Origin of the sequence: Heliobacterium chlorum (genome assembly GCF_014502795.1) — a bacterium.
GTDB lineage: Bacteria > Bacillota > Desulfitobacteriia > Heliobacteriales > Heliobacteriaceae > Heliobacterium > Heliobacterium chlorum.
This window is the reverse complement of sequence record NZ_JACVHF010000028.1, coordinates 15,958-34,507: the sequence shown is the minus strand read 5'-3', so window position 1 is coordinate 34,507 and position 18,550 is coordinate 15,958. Positions and strand designations below refer to the sequence as shown.

At 53.7% G+C, this 18,550-nt stretch carries 16 protein-coding genes and 2 tRNA genes; all 18 read left to right on the top strand.

Translation table 11 applies throughout. From position 1 onward, the window contains the following. A tRNA-Glu gene (locus H1S01_RS17205) sits at positions 1-76 on the top strand. A 10-nt stretch (positions 77-86) separates the two neighbouring features. Then, a tRNA-Asp gene (locus H1S01_RS17200) sits at positions 87-163 on the top strand. Between the two features lie 183 nt (positions 164-346). Continuing rightward, a complete protein-coding gene (gene lgt / locus H1S01_RS17195) occupies positions 347-1,156 on the top strand; it encodes a prolipoprotein diacylglyceryl transferase (RefSeq protein ID WP_188041631.1) in 810 nt (269 codons plus the stop codon). 140 nt (positions 1,157-1,296) lie between these two features. Next, positions 1,297-1,440 carry a six-cysteine ranthipeptide SCIFF gene (scfA, locus tag H1S01_RS17190; RefSeq protein ID WP_170292103.1) on the top strand — a complete coding sequence of 48 codons (144 nt, stop codon included), beginning with the start codon at positions 1,297-1,299 and terminating at the stop codon, positions 1,438-1,440. 104 nt (positions 1,441-1,544) lie between these two features. Beyond that, the gene (scfB, locus tag H1S01_RS17185; protein WP_188041630.1) at positions 1,545-2,996 is read left to right on the top strand and encodes a thioether cross-link-forming SCIFF peptide maturase; all 1,452 of its coding nucleotides are present in this window, start codon (positions 1,545-1,547) and stop codon (positions 2,994-2,996) included. Positions 2,997-3,094: 98 nt separating this feature from the next. Continuing rightward, positions 3,095-5,227 (top strand): molybdopterin-containing oxidoreductase family protein, encoded by a 2,133-nt coding sequence (locus H1S01_RS17180; protein WP_188041629.1) that lies wholly within the window; start codon positions 3,095-3,097, stop codon positions 5,225-5,227. Between the two features lie 223 nt (positions 5,228-5,450). Beyond that, positions 5,451-6,767, top strand: coding sequence for a peptidoglycan DD-metalloendopeptidase family protein (locus H1S01_RS17175; protein WP_188041628.1), 1,317 nt, complete (start codon positions 5,451-5,453; stop codon positions 6,765-6,767). Between the two features lie 228 nt (positions 6,768-6,995). Further along, the gene (gene trxB, locus H1S01_RS17170; RefSeq protein ID WP_188041627.1) at positions 6,996-8,312 is read left to right on the top strand and encodes a thioredoxin-disulfide reductase; all 1,317 of its coding nucleotides are present in this window, start codon (positions 6,996-6,998) and stop codon (positions 8,310-8,312) included. A 265-nt stretch (positions 8,313-8,577) separates the two neighbouring features. Beyond that, entirely contained in the window at positions 8,578-9,321 is a 744-nt protein-coding gene (locus H1S01_RS17165; RefSeq protein ID WP_188041626.1) for a tetratricopeptide repeat protein, read from the top strand. A 199-nt stretch (positions 9,322-9,520) separates the two neighbouring features. Next, positions 9,521-10,423, top strand: coding sequence for a hypothetical protein (locus H1S01_RS17160; protein ID WP_188041625.1), 903 nt, complete (start codon positions 9,521-9,523; stop codon positions 10,421-10,423). A 181-nt stretch (positions 10,424-10,604) separates the two neighbouring features. After that, complete coding sequence (murA, locus tag H1S01_RS17155) at positions 10,605-11,870, top strand: UDP-N-acetylglucosamine 1-carboxyvinyltransferase (RefSeq protein ID WP_188041624.1); 1,266 nt, start codon at positions 10,605-10,607, stop codon at positions 11,868-11,870. Between the two features lie 196 nt (positions 11,871-12,066). Next, entirely contained in the window at positions 12,067-12,687 is a 621-nt protein-coding gene (locus tag H1S01_RS17150; protein WP_188041623.1) for a class I SAM-dependent methyltransferase, read from the top strand. Position 12,688: 1 nt separating this feature from the next. Next, positions 12,689-13,591, top strand: coding sequence for an MBL fold metallo-hydrolase (locus H1S01_RS17145; protein WP_188041622.1), 903 nt, complete (start codon positions 12,689-12,691; stop codon positions 13,589-13,591). A 36-nt stretch (positions 13,592-13,627) separates the two neighbouring features. Then, complete coding sequence (locus tag H1S01_RS17140) at positions 13,628-14,779, top strand: trypsin-like peptidase domain-containing protein (protein WP_188041621.1); 1,152 nt, start codon at positions 13,628-13,630, stop codon at positions 14,777-14,779. A gap of 78 nt (positions 14,780-14,857) precedes the next feature. Then, positions 14,858-15,862: a hypothetical protein gene (locus H1S01_RS17135; RefSeq protein ID WP_188041620.1), complete on the top strand. Its 1,005-nt coding sequence runs from the start codon at positions 14,858-14,860 to the stop codon at positions 15,860-15,862. Next, positions 15,859-16,344 (top strand): 23S rRNA (pseudouridine(1915)-N(3))-methyltransferase RlmH, encoded by a 486-nt coding sequence (gene rlmH, locus H1S01_RS17130; RefSeq protein ID WP_188041619.1) that lies wholly within the window; start codon positions 15,859-15,861, stop codon positions 16,342-16,344. Before H1S01_RS17135 ends, rlmH begins: the two co-directional genes overlap by 4 nt. A 60-nt stretch (positions 16,345-16,404) precedes the next feature. After that, positions 16,405-16,743 (top strand): zinc ribbon domain-containing protein YjdM, encoded by a 339-nt coding sequence (locus tag H1S01_RS17125; RefSeq protein ID WP_188041618.1) that lies wholly within the window; start codon positions 16,405-16,407, stop codon positions 16,741-16,743. Positions 16,744-17,042: 299 nt separating this feature from the next. Beyond that, entirely contained in the window at positions 17,043-18,497 is a 1,455-nt protein-coding gene (locus H1S01_RS17120) for a DEAD/DEAH box helicase (protein WP_188041617.1), read from the top strand. Positions 18,498-18,550: the final 53 nt, after the last annotated feature.

Below are 18,550 nucleotides of genomic sequence, written 5' to 3'. Positions count from 1 at the left end.
GGCCCGTTGGTCAAGCGGTCTAAGACACCGCCCTTTCACGGCGGTTACAGGGGTTCGAATCCCCTACGGGTCACCATCTTTTTTCTGGAGCAGTGGTGTAGAGGCCTAACATGCCAGCCTGTCACGCTGGAGATCGCGGGTTCGAATCCCGTCTGCTCCGCCATTTACATAGTAATGCTTTATAAAGGGCTCGTTTTCAGTTTTAATCTGGGGGCGGGTTCTTTTTTCTTTGCCCAAATTTCTTTGCCGAAATTGACCTTTTACTTGTTCGGAAGGACCCTTCCTTGACTTTTACCGGAAACGGGGTATCATAGAATAGAATATGGAAAAATAAGGGGGATTAGACTTGCCGGATCCGATCGCATTTCAAATCGGACCCATCACCGTTCACTGGTATGGCATACTCATCAGCAGCGCCCTACTCATCGGTACGCTTCTGGCGCAGCGGGAAACGGTCCGTCATGGAATTGACCCCGATTTTCTCTACAACCTGGTTCTCTGGGCGGTTCCCCTCGCGTTGATTGGCGCGCGGGTCTACTACGTCGTCTTCAACTGGCAGTACTATCAAAACGACCCGTCAGAAGTGATCGCCATCTGGCACGGCGGTATCGCTATCTATGGCGCCTTGCTCACCGCCTTTACCGTTGGTTGGTTCTATACGCGCAAACACGGCGTCTCCTTCTGGCAGATGGCTGATATTGCCGCTCCGTCGCTCATCTTAGGTCAAGCCATCGGACGCTGGGGAAACTTCTTCAATCAGGAAGCCTACGGCTACCCCACGAACCTGCCCTGGGCGATGATGATCGCTGGTGAAATGCGCCATCCCACCTTTTTGTACGAATCCCTCTGGGATTTCAGCGGTTTCCTCTTTCTCCTCTGGCTGCGCCGCCGGCCGACGGTTCGCCGAGGGGAAGTGTTTTTAGCGTATTTGGTCTATTACTCGACAGGCCGGTTCTTCATCGAGGGCTTGCGGATGGATTCGGAGATGCTAGGACCATTCCGGCTGGCCCAAGTCATCGCCGTCGGGTTGATCCTGTTCTCCATCGGGGCCTATTACTACCGTCGCAAAAAAGGATACGCCGATGAACCGGCATCCCCGGCCGAACCGGTACAAGCGGAACTCAAAAATAATCGTTATGACGATTCATATCCCTGAAAATACCGTTCTATCGCTTGTGATCGGCCATACTTCTGTGTTCGGTAAAATTGCTTTTTAGCAGGACCTTTACCGCTTGCCAAGAAAATGCTATAATACCAACGGATTTTTGGCGTGCGAACGCTGAGGAGGGAAGTTCTGTGAGCAAGCACATCGTTACCGTGCAGAAGGGCTCATTGCAAGCTACCGTACATACCGGTGGTTGCGGGGAGTGCCAAACCTCCTGCCAATCGGCCTGCAAAACCTCTTGCACAGTCGGCAACCAGGTTTGTCAGAAGGGCTAGAGATCGTATTGCCATATACGAAAAAGGACCCTCTATTCGCACCGCAACGGATAGAGGGTTTCTTGTTGCTGTTATAAAAAATAATCGAAAAGGTTGCTGAAAATATGCCGAACGAGACCGGTACTGCTTCCTGGTGGGCCGAATTAAAAGACTATGATTTTGCCGCCAACATCGTGTGCTTTCGCCACGGCCAAACTGCCCTTTGCTATGATGTGAATTCGAACTCGCTGCACCGGCTTGACGCGGTGGCCTTTCAGGTGCTGCAAGCAATCGTCACCGCCCAGGGAGACGGAGATGTTGCCCGCACACAACTTCTTGAGGTAGAAGGCCTGGACGTTGAAATGGTCGACGAGATCCTCTCTGAACTAGGTGAACTGAAAGCGGCGGGCATGCTGTTCACGACAGACTCACTGGCCCGGCGTTATCTCTCCGATAAAGAGACGGCGGCTACCGTCGCAGAGCCGTCAAAGCCAGTCGTGAAAGCGCTCTGTCTACATATCGCCCATGACTGTAACTTGCGCTGCAGCTACTGCTTTGCCGGGACGGGTCCTTTCGGCGGCGACCGGAGCCTCATGTCGGCTGAAGTAGGCCGGCAAGCCATCGACTTTTTACTCGCCCATTCGCAAGGACGGCGCCACGTCGAAATCGACTTTTTCGGCGGCGAGCCGCTGATGAATTTTGATGTCGTCAAAGAGCTGGTGGCTTATGCGAAGCGCAGGGCTTCCGAGGAAGATAAAGTGCTCAAACTGACCTTGACGACCAACGGATTGTTGCTTGATGAGGAAGTGGGACGATACTTAAACGAGGAAGGCCTCTCTGTCGTCTTGTCCTTAGACGGACGTCGCCATGTCCATGACGAGATGCGCCCCTATGTGGACGGTTCCGGTTCTTATGACGATGTGGTCACCAACTTGCAGAAGTTTGTTCAATCCCGCAACGGGGAAGACTACTATGTCCGGGGAACTTTTACCCATCACAACCCTGATTTCGCTGCCGACGCGCTGCATATTCACGACCTCGGCTTTCAACACTTATCGGTGGAGCCCGTCGTAGCTGCCCCTGATATCGACTATGCCCTCAAAGAAGAAGACCTGGCCCAACTGGAAGAACAGTATCGCATCTTAGCCGAAAACATCGACGAACGGAACAAAGCAGGCCGGCCCTTCAACTTCTTCCATTTTCAGCTCGACTTGGCTCACGGACCGTGTCTCGCTAAGCGCCTCTCGGGCTGCGGGGCCGGCTTTGAATACATGGCGGTAGCACCCAACGGCGACCTCTACCCTTGCCACCAGTTTGTCGGCCGGGAGAAATATCTCCTCGGGAATGTGACCACCGAATTGAACAACCTATCGGCTTGTGATGCTTTCTCGGAAGCGCATATTTACCACAAAGAGGGCTGTCCCACCTGCTGGGCACGGTTCCTTTGCTCCGGCGGCTGTCACGCCAACAACGAGGCCGATACGGGGGACCTGCGTATCCCAGCTAAAATGAGCTGTCAATTGGCGAAGATGCGGCTCAAGTGGGCCTTGTACGCCAAAGCCTTGGAAACTTGCTGATCTAACTGAGTCGTAGAGATCGAGCTGTTTTTCTTTCATACATCGTTGGTCAACGTACGGACCATCGCCCACCGACGCTAAAAAGAAGGGGTTTCTCCATGAAACGTACCGTTCTTTCCGCATGTCCCTTACACTGTTATGACCTTTGCTCCTTCCAAGTCCACCTGGAGGGAGAACGAATCGTCGATATCACCGGCAACCCCCGGCACCCAGTGACCCGGGGGTTTGTCTGCTCCCAAGCAACCCGGCTGATCGAACGCCAGTACAGTCCCGACCGGATCACCGCGCCTTTACTCCGGGTAGGCGAGAGCTGGCGGCGGGCTTCCTGGGACGAGGCCCTCGATCACATCGCCCAAGCGCTGGCGAAAGCCTTCACAGAATACGGCCCCGGCTCCATTTTACATATGGCCGGCACCGGTTCCACAGGGGTTCTAAAGCAGCTGGACCGCCGCTTTTTCTATGGTCTAGGCGGAGTGACTGTCGTCGATGGAACGATGGGCTGGGAAGCGGGCCTGGCAGCTCAGCGGGCTGATTTCGGAGAGGCTGCATCACCGGCTTGGGCCGATCTGGTTCGGGCAAAGACGATTTTTCTCTGGGGCAGGGATCCGGCGACGACAAATACGCACCTCATCCCTTACCTGGCAGAAGCCAAAGAAAAAGGCGCCAAGGTAATCCTCATCGATCCTTTGCGTACCGCTTCGGCCCAGATCGCCGACGAGGTATACCGGATACAACCGGGGACAGATGGTCTGCTTGCGCTCAGCATGGCCTATGTCATTTTGGAAAACCGCTGGTGGGATAGTAACTTTGTCACCCGCCATGTGAATAACTTCGCTTCTTTCGCCAAAGCGGTAGCCGCCTGTTCGCCGGAGATAGTCGGTGAACATATCGGCTTAGAACCGCGTCTCATCCGGACCTTAGCCCGCCTGTATGCGAAAGGACGCCCGTCAGCCCTTGTGCTCGGTGCCGGCCTATTGCGTTACGGCCAAAGCGGCCTCACCGTCCGGGCCATCGACGCCCTCGCCGCCATCACGGGCCAACTGGGCATCAGCGGCGGCGGGATCCACTTAGCGAACGACAAGTATAATTCCTTGAGCCAAGCTGTTGCGGGAGAGAAACCGAAAGGCCTGCACAAAGTCGCCTGGACCGATCTGGCCTGCGAGATTGACGGCCGCCGCGAAAATAGTCATTCTAGCCTTAAACAGAGCGGGCTGAAAAACAGTGAAAACGGGACGAACGACACAACCGGTAAGCCACCGATCCAGATCGCCGTTATCAACCGGGCCAATCCGGCCAGTCAGGTGCCGGATATTGCCAGTCTAACGTCGGCCCTGCACACCATACCGTTTAAAGTGGTCATCGACTTCACTTTCACCGACACAGCACGCCTTGCCGACGTAATCCTGCCGGCAGCCACTTCCTTCGAGGCGCCGGACCTCATCGCCAGCGAACGAAACGACTACATTCATTACCAACCGGCCGTCGTTGCGCCCCGGGGGCAGGTCCTTCCGGAGATTTGCATATGGCAGGGACTGGCCCAGCGTCTCATCGCTGCGAATGCATCGATGGTGCCCGGTCTGGTGAAAGAACGTGACCACTGGAACCAGTCTGCCGAGCAGTGGCTGGAGGAGATCCTCCAGGACCGCGGACTGAGCCTGGAAGGTGTACAAGGCGGGCCTCGTCCTAACCCGGGAATGGAGGTCATTCCCTTTAAGGACGGCTCTTTTGCCACACCATCCGGGAAGGTGGAACTCGCCGGAGAGACCGAATTCGCCCATCTCTTATGTGGGAACAAAGTTGTCCCGATCGAACAGGCCCTGCCGGAGTCAGCCTCTTCCTTTCGGATGCTCTTCGTCCGTCCCAAAGGGAAACGCAATTCCCAGTTTTGGGACAGCGAAGATATGGACGAAAGCAACCTGTCCGATACCCCGTCAGTGCGGCTTCATCCGGAGGACATGCAGGATTTAAATGTCCGCCCGGGGGACGAGGTCATCGTCGAATCGGAACAGGGATCGCTTATCGTGACGGCCCACGCTGATGACGATGTGCCTCCACGGACAGCAGTGATCACTCCGGGACAGTCCCGGCATAGCGGCGGCGGTGTCAACCTGATCACCCCTCCGACTTCGACCGATCTGGGTCCTGGGTTCGCTTGTAACGAGACGAAATGTACCCTTCGCAAGCTGCCAAAAGCCGAGCGAATTCTCTACAGCAGGACAAAATCCCTGTAAAAGTGCACTGTGTGGGAATTTTATGGGTTTACCCGACAATTGCTGCCATGTTATAATAAGCGCGGACTCTATTTCTGTAGATGCCAAATGACAGAACGGACCCAAACCCAGCCGAACGTCGGAAATTTGGTCCCTCCGGCTTGTTCCGCGAACCGAATCCAAGACAGAAGCCCCTGAGTAATGCGCAGAAAAAACGGATCAGGGGTTCGGGAAGGGGGCGCATATGTCCAAAAAGGATTTCCTGACAGAGAAGATTTCGGGCATACAACAAAAATGGTCGGAAGTCGTCGCAGATGTCAAAGCCATCGACCTGCAAAACTGGCGTGAAAGCAAAGGGCTTCTTCGCATCGCCCAGGGTACAGGTGTACTGGTCGTTGCAGGCGCCTTGATTTTTACCGGAGTACACGGTGCATCTTTCAACAGCATGTCCGGTGCGGCACAAGTGGCAGAAGACCAAAATGCCATGACCAAAGCTTGCCGAATTGTCATCGACGGTCAACCGGTCTTCATTGCGGCCAGCCGTGAAGAAGCCGAAAAAATCGTCAAAGACGCCATCGACTATTTTTCCGTTGGCCAAATCTCCTCGCCTGGCGTCGAAGTGGTAGACGTCAAGGTCAAGCAGAAAATCACCTATGAAGATGTGGAAGTTCCGAAAGGTCAAGTTCAAACGGCCGCTGACATCAAGAAGCTGCTCGTTGAAGGCAAAGGCGAAAAAGTTCGCTACGTCGTCCAACAAGGGGATACTCTCTGGAGCGTAGCGACCAAAAACAATATGAGCTGGCTCGCATTGATTAAAACGAACCCGCAGCTCGCTGACGAAAACAAGCTGAAAATCGGCCAAGAGATCAACCTAAACCGGCCGACCTATTACCTCAACGTGGCAACCACCTACAAATCGACCGTGCAAGAAGACATTCCCTATCCCACCAAAGTGGAAAAGTCCGATGATGTGCGCCCAGGCGGCGTCACAGTGAAACAGGAAGGTGTCCGGGGAACGAAGCTGGCCACCTATCTGCTCACCAAGGAAAACAACTATTTGGTGGAACAAAACCTGACGGAAGAAAAAGTCTTAAAAGAGCCGGTACAACGGCTTGAAGTCCGCGGCAATAACCGGGTTCAATTGGCTTCCCGTGGAACGAGCAGGGCCCGGGGCACCTATTCCGGTGGCGGCAGCGGCACCTTGTCCTGGCCGGTCGCAGGTCACCGCATCACCTCTGGTTTTGGGTACCGGGGTGGACGGGAGTTTCATCCCGCCATCGACATCGACCTGGAAACGGGTGATCCCGTCTACGCCGCAGCGGACGGCACCGTCGTCTCTGCCGGCTGGGCCGGTAACTATGGAAAATGTATTATCATCGACCATGGCGGCATGACAACCCGTTATGCCCATTTGTCGAGCATCGAAGTCGGGGAAGGTCAGACCGTAAGCCGCGGATCGGAGATCGGCAAAGGCGGCGCTACGGGACGGGCCTATGGCAGCCATCTGCACTTTGAAGTGAACGATGGCGGCGTCAAAAACCCGCTGAACTACCTCAATTAAGCCGTAACAACTGAATAAGAAAATGATGGTGGATGGGTGTATTTGACGTTCAAAGGTTTAGTACATATTTCCACAGAAATAGCACATATTTGCTAAGGTAAGAGGGGATTCCGAATAGGGATCCCCTTTTCATGTTCTTTCCTTGACAACGCAAATCCCTATTCCCTAAAATAGAGATAAGAAATATATACCCTATGAGGGTATTTACAAAAGCGGGAGTGAAGCAGCATGATCGATTTTCCATCGTTAACGACTATTGCCGTCGTCGGATTGTCCGACAAGCCCCAGCGGGCTAGTTACCATGTAGCCGAATACCTTAAGGAACAGGGCTACCGGATCATCCCGGTCAACCCGGCCGTTTCGGAAGTGCTGGGAGAAAAAAGCTACCCCGACCTGGCCTCCATTCCCGCTGATATAGAAATTGATGTGGTCGATGTCTTCCGCCGTTCGGAAGATGTGCTGCCCATCGCCCAGCAGGCCATTGCGCGGGGAGCGGAAGTCCTCTGGCTCCAGGAGAGCGTTGTCAATGAAGAAGCGGCCCGCCTGGCTGAAAGTGCCGGCTTGACGGTGGTCATGGACCGCTGCATGTTAAAAGAGTATCAGGCATGGTTGAAAGCGGAACCGAAGGAAATCTACGATGTGCTCATCATCGGCGCCGGCCCGGCAGGATTGACGGCGGGACTCTATGCGGCCCGAGCAGGGCTGCGGACGGCCATGTTTGAAGCGATCATGCCCGGCGGCCAAGCATCTTCGACAGAACTAATCGAAAACTATCCCGGCTTTGAAGAGCCCATCTCCGGACCGGAACTGATGATGCGCTTTTTGAGCCAGGCCCAACGCTTCGGCGCCGAATTGATCAACGAAGAAGTGAAACAAGCCGACCTGAAAGGCCACCTCAAGCGCATCGAGACGAATGAAGGGGTCCGTTATGGCCGTGCCGTCATCATCGCCGGCGGTGCCAAGGCGCGCCCTCTCGGCGTGAAAGGGGAAGAAGAATTCCACGGACGCGGCGTCTCTTACTGTGCTACCTGTGACGGAGCCTTCTTCTACGGACGCAAGGTCATCGTGGCCGGCGGCGGCAACTCGGCTGTGGAAGAAGCGATCTTCCTGACCAAATTCGCTGCGGAAGTGACGGTCATCCATCGCCGGGACCAACTGCGAGCGACGAAAGTATTGCAGGAACGGGCCTTCGCTAATCCCAAGATCCGCTTTATCTGGGATACGGTCATTGAAGAGATTGCTGGCGGACAGAACGTAGAAAAAGCCCTCCTGAAAAACATAAAAACCGGGGAGCACAGCGAAATCCCCTGTGACGGCGTTTTCATCTTTGTCGGCCACGATCCGGCCATCGGCTACCTGAAGAGCCAACTGGAACTGACGAACGAGGGATACGTCAAGGTGGATAGTTCCTTGGCGACAAATATTCCTGGCGTCTTTGCTTGTGGTGATGTGCGCCAGACCCCCCTGCGCCAGGTCGCTACGGCCGTCGGCGACGGAGCCATCGGGGCCATCGCTGTCGAGAAATATCTCGCTTCCCGGCATTAAAGGCTCTTTATCCGGAGCCGCTACAGCCATAAATAATACGTCCGTGACCCCTTGGATCACGAGCTATAAATGAATGACGACCATGACTTTATCCGGTAATAGATAAACGTCCCCGCGGCTGCACCCGTGGGGCTTTTTTGTGCAGTCTATCGGGTAGACATGCTATAATACAAATAATGCAAAATAACGGTACGGCGGCCATCGCTCTGATCAGAAAGTGTTCAACAGAGAGACGCCGAATCGGTAGAGAAAGGATGAAATTTCTTTGCCACCACGGACAGGCGGCGAAAGACCGGCCCGTAAAAAAAATCCCGTCGTGGTCGTCACGGCCATCTTGATCGCTCTCGGCTTGTTGGGAAGTACCTTAGCTCTAGCGCTCACCTCGGTGCCCAAAATCGCTCAACAGGCACCCGGGCCGAGCACCGAAGAAGCGATGGAGAACCAGCGTCAACAGTTGGAGTCCTTGCTAGCCGATGAGGAAGCGAAAGTGAAAGCCAATCCGAATGACGCCGATGCCTGGCTCGGTGTAGGCAACTGGCGCATGGATTTGGGAAGTTTCTACCGGTCCAAGGGTGATGCTGAAAAGAGCAACGCCTATTTCAGCCAAGCCTATGTAGCGTATCAAAAATACTTAGGTTTTAAGCCGGATAACAATGACGCCCGGGTCGACGCGGCCACATCAGCCTTTTACTCCAACCAACTTGACGCTGCGGAAAAAGAGTATAAGACGGTCTTGCAAAAGGATCCGAACCATTGGAACGCCTATCGAAACTACGGCCTCTTTTTATTCCAAGCGCGTCAAAATCCCACGGCAGCGAAAGACCTCTGGCAAAAGGCCTTAGCCAAGAATCCGCCGGAAGATATAGCGGGCGAATATCATCAACTCATCCAACTGGTCGATGCCATGAGCAAGCAGCCCCAGCCGGGAGATAACACGCCTTCTAATGCACCGGAAGGATTGCAAAAACCGGATCTAAGCGGCCTAGGCGGGCAGAATCAACAGAAATAAATTCGAAAACACCCTCGTGCTCAATGCAGCAGAGGGTGTTTTTCTGTAGAAACCCCTTTGCTTTATAGCCGGTGTCGGTATTACCAGATCATTCCCACGGGCCCAGTAACCCCCGCCCCTACATGCACGTTTTGCTGGTATAATGGTGAATCGTCTGATTTCATCACCAAAAGCCGTATATGTGCAAGGGGGGAGAAACATGGGGGGATTGAAAACAGATCTGCGCCTGTGGGGAATGATCCTTTTGGCGTTGATTTGCTTGATCTTGACTCTACGTGTCCCTGTATTCGTTAAAGTGGGGACAAACTCGAATGAGTTATCAACTTCGCCATCATGGACATCCCCGTGGAACTCGCTAAAAAGCACTAGTTATTCTCTATACCGGGAATACGCCCGTTGGAAAGCCGATCGAGATACAAGGGACTGGTCCAGTCTTGAAGGAAAGCAGGTGATCCTCCGGTATCGTCCGGAAGATGTGGACCAGGCGAAGTCCATCTTAGAAGAGACAGATCGAATCTATCCGCAGGTCAAATCGACGGTCGGGTACTCCCCGAAAGATAAACCGCTCGTCCTGCTCTATTCCGAGCGGGAATCCTTCAACCAGGTTTTCGGCTGGAAAGACCAATCGGCCATGGGCGTTTACTACGCTGGGGTCGTGCGGGTCCTCTCGCCCCGGATTTGGAGCCAATCGGGCGAGGATATGACGGGACCAATGGCCCACGAACTGGCGCACCTGGTCCTCGATTACCAGACGGGAGGGAATGTACCCCGGTGGTTTACGGAAGGAGTGGCCCAGGACATGGAGCGACGTGTTTCCGGCTATACACTGACCGGTCCGAAAGGCGACTGGGCAAACCATTTGTACCCCTGGTCTTCCATGGACCTGGATTTCGATCAACTGCCTGACCAACGCCTCGCCTACCGGCAGTCACTGCAGGCTGTGGACTGCATTCAGCGCTTCGGTCCGGATGCGCTGCCGAAGGCCGTGGCCGTCTTGACCGAGGGCGGTGACGTTACAGAAGCCGTAAAAGTGTCGACGGGACTCACCTGGGGCGAATTCACCGCACAGGTGGAGCAGCAGGCGAAAAAGACACAAAAATAGACTCATCGGTATAGAAGTCTTGCGTTGATGAACCTCTGTAAAGGCTTGCCGAATTTTCGGTAAAGCCTTTTTTTACACATAGCAGGAATCCGGCGCAAGGGCGAGAATTATTGAAAAAGCATTGGCAAAATCGCTGTGTTCACATCGGCCGATGCCTCAAACGAAAGGGGAACGATGCCCGTTGGGAAAGCTGATCATTCAGGGGGGAATACCCCTTGAAGGGCGAGTGCCTATCAGTGGCGCCAAAAATGCTACCCTCACCGTCATGGCAGCCTGTTTTTTGGCTAGCGGCGAGACGGTCTTAGAGAATATTCCACAAATTAGTGACGTTGATGTGATGATGGACATCCTGCGGGACATGGGCGGAGACGCTCAGTGGCTCGAACCGGGTGTCATTCGCATGAACGTCCCTGACTCCATCAATTGCAGATCTTCATACATACTCGCAAAAAAAGTCCGGGCATCGAATTTGCTCCTCGGTCCGCTGATCGGCCGTTTTGGCTGGGCGGAGGTGGCCCTGCCGGGTGGAGACAACATCGGCACCCGGCCCATGGACTTACATATTAAAGGCATCTCCGGCCTCGGCGCCGATCTGAAGATTGAACATGGGTACATCCTGGGCGGCATCCAAGGCGGCGGCAAGCGCCTGACTGGCGGAAAAATTTACTTAGATTTTCCCTCCGTTGGTGCGACCGAAAATATCATGATGGCTGCCACCTTAGCCAAAGGACAGACCATCATTGAAAACTGCGCCAAGGAACCGGAAATCGTCGACCTGGCCAACTTCTTAAACGCCATGGGCGCCCGCATCCGGGGGGCCGGGACAGACCTCATCCGTATCGACGGTGTCAACGAACTGCGAGGGACTCGCTATTCTGTCATCCCCGACCGGATCGAAGCCGGTTCCTATATGGTGGCTGCGGCGGCCACCCATGGTCGGGTTATCGTCGAAAACGTCATCCCCACCCACCTCCATTCCATCACGGCGAAACTGCGTGAGATCGGCATCAAGGTGGAAGAAGGGGACGATAAGATCCTCGTCGACGGTCGAGGCCCTTTCCGGCCTGTCGATGTGAAGACACTGCCCTATCCCGGATTTCCCACTGACATGCAGTCCCAACTGATGGCATTGCTCACCACCGTCAAAGGGATCAGCCTCATCGTGGAAAACGTCTACGAAAACCGCCTACGTGTCGTCGACGAGCTGCAGCGCATGGGCGCCCAGATTAAAATTGAAGGGCGCACCGCCGTCATCGACGGCGTTGACAAGCTCTCCAGCGCCGAAGTGAAAGCGACGGACCTGCGAGCGGGTGCTGCCTTGATCATCGCAGGTCTGATGGCCGAAGGCGAAACGGAGATCTGCGGCATGAGCCACGTGGAGCGGGGCTATGAGCACATCGAGGCTAAGCTGACGTCTCTCGGTGCCAGAATCCGCCGGATTCTCTGATCGCCATAACTCATCTAAGAGTTGCGATTCAACGCGGAATTCCTCCGTATAGATACTCCCAAAAGCCGAAAGCCGTACGAACTATTTTGATATGCCTCCCTTACGATACCTTTCTATCTATAAAACGAAGTCATACTTACCCACAGGTTATTCACAAATTATTCACAGGTAAAGCGCCAGGAAGGCAGGGACCCCATTGCAGCTCGAGACACAACCGGTACGTGTGCCCGGAGGACCGGTGCTCACCTTCACCCGTATCACAAACATTGAAGACCTGATCGCAGCTGCCCAGGAAGTGGATGAACTGCCCTTCTGGGCCGAATTGTGGCCCTCTGCCGTCGGTTTGGCCGCCTACCTCTGGCATGAGGTGAACCTGCAGGACAAAACGGTGCTGGAACTCGGCTGTGGTCTCGGCTTGTCGGGCATCATCGCCGCTAAAAAGGGTGCCCAAGTCACCCAGACCGACTTCATCCCGCAAGCCCTATCTCTGGCTGGACAAAACGCCTCCCAAAACGACCAATCGACGGAGCGCATCGAGGCCGACTGGCGCCAGTTCCCGGAACTGGGCGCCTTTTCGACGATCATCGGCTCTGACATCCTCTATGAAAAAGACCTCCATGGCAGCTTAGAGACGATCGTTCATAAGCATCTCGCCCCTGGCGGCGAGTTCATCTTCTCCGATCCGGGACGCGACTGGGCGAAGCAGTTTTTTGCCCGCTTTTCCCCAGATGACTGGGAAAACTCCCTGACGGAAATCCCCGTTCATCTGGATCAGAAAGACTATGCCATCCGGATACACCGGTGGCGCCGGAGGTAACATGCGCTATACGACCATCGCCAGCGGCTCGAGCGGCAATTGCTCCTATATCGAAGGCAACGACACCCGGATCCTCGTGGACGCCGGGTTAACGGGAAAACAAGTGGAAAAAGGCCTCTCGGCCGTCGGTGTCGATCCGAAGCGCATCGACGCGGTCGTCGTCACCCATGAACATATCGACCACGTTCGCGGCGTCGGCGTCCTCGCCCGCCGCTATAAACTGCCTGTCTACGCCACCGAAGGCACCTGGGAGGGCATGGCCGGATGCATCGGCAAAGTGCCCGAAGAACAGGTCCGTGTCGTCGACAGCGACTGCAAGATCGCCATCAAGGACGTAGATGTCGAAATTTTCCCCACCCCCCATGATGCCCGCCAATCGATCGGCATCACCGTCAGCGACGGGGAAAAACGGGTCGGCCTCGCCACCGATGCCGGCTACGTCACCCGGGGGATGGGACGCCGCCTCATGGGCTGTGAAGGCCTCATCTTCGAGGCCAACCACGATCCCCACATGCTACAATACGGCCCCTATCCGCCCCATCTGAAGCGGCGCATCGCCAGCGAAAAAGGCCATTTATCCAACCCAGTCTGCGGGGAAGCCCTGGCCAAACTCTGTGACGGCGGCACCCGGCAGATCATCTTAGCCCACTTAAGCGCCGAAAACAACAACCCTCATGTGGCCCTGCAGACGGTCGAGTCCATCCTCACCGAACGAGGCCATGAGGTGGAAATGACGGCTGCCGACATTCCGGCTGTCGTCGGCTTAGAAAACGTCCGGACAGTAGCGGAACAATGCTGCTTGCGCTGGCCCGGTATGCCGGACAAGGAACCGCAGAAACCGCGGGAACGCATCCGCCTAGCTGTAGCGCCTCGGTATGAGGCGCATCAGCTAGAGGAAATATAGGTAAGATCAGACTTCAAAGGAACGGGGGAGCGAACTGTGAATCACTTCGAGGAACAGGGGCCCAATCGCCAACCGCCCCGCCGGCGAGGACTTCTATCCTACTTCGCGGTGGCACTCATTGCCGCCATCCTCGGCGGCTACATCTCTCAGTATTTTGCCCCAAAAGCGACACCGCCGTCGCCGAGCAACCCAGCACCGTCGGGCTACGCATTGCCGCCTCAACTGACCGATCCGACGAAAGTCGGTTCCGAAACGAACCGGGTCGTGCAAGTGGCTCAATCGGTCGGTCCTGCCGTCGTCGGTATCTCCAACCGGGTGAAAGTGCGCCAATTCTTCCGCTCATCCCGTGTTGAAGAAGCGGGTACCGGCTCTGGTGTGATTTTTGACGGCGCAGGCTACATCGTCACCAACAACCACGTCGTCGAAAACGCTGCCGAACTGGCTGTCAACCTGCCTGATGGGCGGACTGCTCCGGCCAAACTGATCGGCACCGATCCACGGTCAGACCTAGCTGTCATCAAAATCGACCTAGAGAACCTGCCTGTCGCCAAATTCGGCGACTCATCCAAGGTGAAAGTCGGCGAGCTGGCCATCGCTATTGGTAACCCCGGCGGCCGCGAATTTGCCGGTTCCGTCACTTCCGGAATCGTCTCCGGCCTCAACCGGCAATTGAACTCGCCGGAAGGCAGCGTCGCCGTGAACTTGATTCAAACCGACGCCGCCATCAACCCTGGTAACTCCGGCGGCGCCCTCTTAAATGCCAACGGAGAAGTCATTGGCATCAACTCGATCAAGATCGCCGTTCAAGGCTTTGAAGGCATGGGCTTTGCCATCCCCTCGAACACGGTTATGTCCATCGTCAATGAACTGCGCTCGAAAGGCAAAGTCACCCGAGCTGCTCTAGGCGTCACCCTGGTGCTGGATGTGGACAAAGAACTGGCTGCCCAGTACAACCTGATCGTCGATTACGGTGTCGTCATCAAACCGTCCCCAGGCGGCCCAGCGGCGAGTGCAGGATTGCAAAACAACGATATCATCATCGCCCTTAACGACAAGCAAATTCAAAACCGTACAGACCTGCAGCGGGAAATGTTTAACTATAAAGTCGGCGATACGGTCAACGTGACCATCGTCCGGGAACAACAAAAACTGACCGTTCCCGTCACGCTCGGAGAACTGGCCCAGTAATGAACTGGGTCGGTTTTCCCTGAGAGAAGATCTAAGACAAGAGAGATAAAGCGTATAAGAAAAGGGTGGATTCACATCATGGCACAAGATCTGCACGGCCCGGCCGGTCATGACGACCACAGCCACGGCCAGAACCATGCACAAGACCACGGTCATGACCACGGGCAAGACCATAGCCACGATCACGGACAGGGCAACGCGCCCAAGTCAAAACCGAGTCCCTGGGGCTGGGTGCCTGCCTCGCTGCTCCTCACTGGATTACTGACATTTGCCCATATGCCCATGGTCGCCTATCAAGGTGCTCAAGCGGCCCAGGAGATGCAGTTCGTTGAACCGAAGACGATAGCCGAAACGGAAGTTTTGAACGCGGTCAAAGAAGCGCTGAAAAACCGTTTTACGGCGATCGTCAAAAACGACCCCAAAATCCTTGAAAAATCCTTCGGCCAAAATGGCAACACCGATGCCTTGGAAGAAGAACAGCTCATCCTCGGAAACATCAGCAAACAAGTCCGGGCATCCTTTAAAGGCGATCCCCAAGTTCAAGTCACTCCCTACAAAATCGATGTAAACGGCAACCGTGCCGAAGTCGTCTTCGACTACATGGTCACCGTCGGCGATAAAAAAGTACCCGGTGGCCATGCCTGGGATCTTCAAAAGACGAAAGAAGGCTGGAAGGTCGTCGGCAGCGGTTCCTTTGTAGACAGCCCACAAACCTCCAAAGTGGTTAGCGCCGCCAAAGGATTCTTGACAGACTTGAAATTCGGCCGCAAAGAAGCCATAGATGGCCCTTGGGCGAAAAAGAGCGATCCTCTGGAAGCCGTCACCGATAAAACCATCAAGGATCTCGCTGGGAAAGGCGGAAGCTGGGAAGTGTCCAACGTGACCCTCCGCGATCTGATGAGCCCGCAGCCCATCGGTCAGGCCCAAGACGCCTCTGGTGCTCAGCTCATCGTTCGCAATGCCGATACCCAGGAAAGATATCTGCTCGTTATGGCGAACGTCCGCCACGGTAACGGCGTTATGGCGAGTCAGGGATGGCAAGTCATCGGCTTCGCCTCGATCAAAGGACTGTTACATCCATGATTCACCTGCGACTCGTCGCCGTAGGAAAACTGAAAGAAAAATACCTGCAAGAGGGCCTCCGGGAGTATATCAAACGCCTGGGGGCCTATGCCCGTTTTGAGATGATTGAAGTTTCCGACGAAAAAGTGCCCGATAACCCTTCGGATGCGGAAGCAAACATCATCAAACAAAAAGAAGGCGCCCGCCTACTCAGCGCGGCGGGCGCAAAAGACTTTATCGGTTTGGCACTCGATCCCCGGGGCGAGCTCTGGTCTACGGAAGACCTAGCAGCCCATATGCGGGACTGGGAGCTTTATGGGCCGAATCAGGTGGTCTTCTTTATTGGCGGGACCCTGGGAATAGCTCCGGAAGTATTAGCGGTCTGTAAGTATAAGTGGTCCTTGTCGAAGTTGACCTTTCCTCATCAAATGGTGCGGTTAATTTTGTTGGAGCAGGTCTATCGGGGGTTTAAGGTGAATCGGGGGGAAACGTATCATCGCTAACGGGGAAAATTTCAGTTTTTGTAATTTTCAACAACAATAACGAACGGAGAAAATAAAATTATGAGTGCTTTGCCTAACTGCCCAATATGTAATTCCCAATACACTTACGAAGACGGGGATCTCTTGATCTGCCCGGAATGCTCCCATGAGTGGACGGCAGGATCGGAAACCGAACAAATTCAAGAAAAAATTGTCAAAGATGCGAATGGGAATGTGCTGCAGGATGGGGATTCGGTAAGTGTAATAAAAGATCTTAAGGTAAAGGGAAGTTCTTCTGCGCTGAAGATGGGCACGAAGGTTAAGAACATACGGCTAGTTGAAGGTGATCATAATATTGATTGCTACATTGATGGTTTTGGAGCTATGAAGTTAAAATCTGAATTCGTTAAGAAGATATAAAAGGCGGATTGCTGCACTTTGTCTCAAGAGAAGGGTTAATCTACCACCGCTAAACGGCCATAGAGCCCCAACCTTTGCGTACTGCAGGGTTGAGGCTTCCTTTTTGTTCTATGTTTCACCTAACAGTTACGTCAATCCACTGTCGCCTGTCTAGGCATTAGTGTTCTCACTGCACGATAAAACTGGTTTTTTCGCAAAACAAATAGCCTCGTGTCCAAAACTTATACTCGCATGATAAACTGAAAATCAGGTATGCTATTCATGAATAATAAACTCAGTTACAGAATGAGGTTCATGTCATGGACAATAGAAGCGTTGCATCCTACGGTCTTGGCGAAGAAATCGTAAAAGCCTTGAACAGCATTGGATTTGAGACCCTGACAGAAGTACAGCAACAGGCGATTCCTTTGATTCTTCACGATAAGGATATTATCGTGAAATCTCAGACAGGCAGTGGGAAGACCGCAGCCTTTGCCATTCCTCTTTGCGAAAAGATGGAGATAGAGCAAAAGAACCCTCAGGTGTTGGTGTTGACTCCCACCAGAGAATTGGCTGTTCAGATCAAGCAGGATATCGCCAATATAGGGAGATTCAAAAAGATCCGCTGCGCAGCCGTATATGGTAAGCATCCCATAGAATTCCAAAAACGAGAGTTAAAGCAGCGGGTCCACGCCATCGTAGGTACACCCGGCAGAACCTACGATCATATCGAAAGAAAAAATTTCATTCTGGATGAGATTCGGTATCTGGTAATTGATGAAGCGGATAAGATGCTGGATATGGGATTTATTGAACAAATTGAAGCCATTATAAAAATGTTGCCCCCAAATCGGGTGACTCTGTTATTCTCCGCGACAATGCCGGAAAAAATCGTTGCTATATGTGATAAATACATGCGCAACCCCGAAAAAATCGAGGTAAAATCGGAAAGTCCCACGACCGATAAAATCGAGCAGTATTATTATGAAGTAGACGAAGAAGACAAGAGTAGTCTTTTGAATAAGATTATCTACACCCAAAGACCGGAAAGTTGTATTATTTTTTGTAATACCCGGGAGCAGGTAGATGCAGTATTTAGCAAAATGAAGCATAAAAACTATCTCTGCAGCAGCCTCCATGGAGGCATGGAACAGAGAGAGCGATTGATGACCATTCAAAGGTTCAAAAGAGGCGAATTCAGATTCCTTATTGCTACCGACGTGGTGGCACGAGGTATTCACATTGACGATATTGCCCTCATCATCAATTATGATGTTCCGATGGAATCTGAAAGCTATGTTCATCGTATAGGCAGGACAGGCCGCGCAGGGAATGAAGGCACTGCCCTCACTTTCGTAACGCCTCGCGATCACAGGTTTTTAACGGAGATAGAAGAATATGTGCAGTATAAGATACCGAAGCGGGAACTGCCAACCATGGAAGAAGTGGAAAGCGGGAAACGGATTTTTGAGAAAAGCAGGAATGTAAAGCCGAAACGGAAACAGGATGTAAGTGAATATCTTAATAAAGAGATCACAAGAGTCCGGATCAATGCCGGAAAAAAGACGAAAATGAGACCGGGAGATATCATGGGTGCACTAACCAGTATTAGTGGTGTCGATGCGGGGGATGTGGGAATTATCGATGTCCAGGACACGTGTTCTTATGTTGAGATTCTCGGGGGGAAGGGAGAACTGGTTTTGGATGCACTTCCCACTACAAAGATAAAAGGGAAACTGCAAAGTATCCGGGAAGTAGGTCATCCCAGTCTCTAGCTCCCATCGTACAGACGGTTCTTGTCAGTTCAGCGAGTTTGACCCGATACCAA

Excerpts from the sequence above, each read along its gene's own strand:
- H1S01_RS17180 (WP_188041629.1), top strand. The coding sequence starts at position 3,095 with ATGAAACGTACCGTTCTTTCCGCATGTCCCTTACACTGTTATGACCTT.
- H1S01_RS17135 (WP_188041620.1), top strand. The coding sequence starts at position 14,858 with ATGGCACAAGATCTGCACGGCCCGGCCGGTCATGACGACCACAGCCAC.
- H1S01_RS17145 (WP_188041622.1), top strand. The coding sequence starts at position 12,689 with ATGCGCTATACGACCATCGCCAGCGGCTCGAGCGGCAATTGCTCCTAT.
- H1S01_RS17160 (WP_188041625.1), top strand. The coding sequence starts at position 9,521 with ATGGGGGGATTGAAAACAGATCTGCGCCTGTGGGGAATGATCCTTTTG.
- trxB (WP_188041627.1), top strand. The coding sequence starts at position 6,996 with ATGATCGATTTTCCATCGTTAACGACTATTGCCGTCGTCGGATTGTCC.
- H1S01_RS17175 (WP_188041628.1), top strand. The coding sequence starts at position 5,451 with ATGTCCAAAAAGGATTTCCTGACAGAGAAGATTTCGGGCATACAACAA.
- H1S01_RS17125 (WP_188041618.1), top strand. The coding sequence starts at position 16,405 with ATGAGTGCTTTGCCTAACTGCCCAATATGTAATTCCCAATACACTTAC.
- scfB (WP_188041630.1), top strand. The coding sequence starts at position 1,545 with ATGCCGAACGAGACCGGTACTGCTTCCTGGTGGGCCGAATTAAAAGAC.
- H1S01_RS17120 (WP_188041617.1), top strand. The coding sequence starts at position 17,043 with ATGGACAATAGAAGCGTTGCATCCTACGGTCTTGGCGAAGAAATCGTA.
- rlmH (WP_188041619.1), top strand. The coding sequence starts at position 15,859 with ATGATTCACCTGCGACTCGTCGCCGTAGGAAAACTGAAAGAAAAATAC.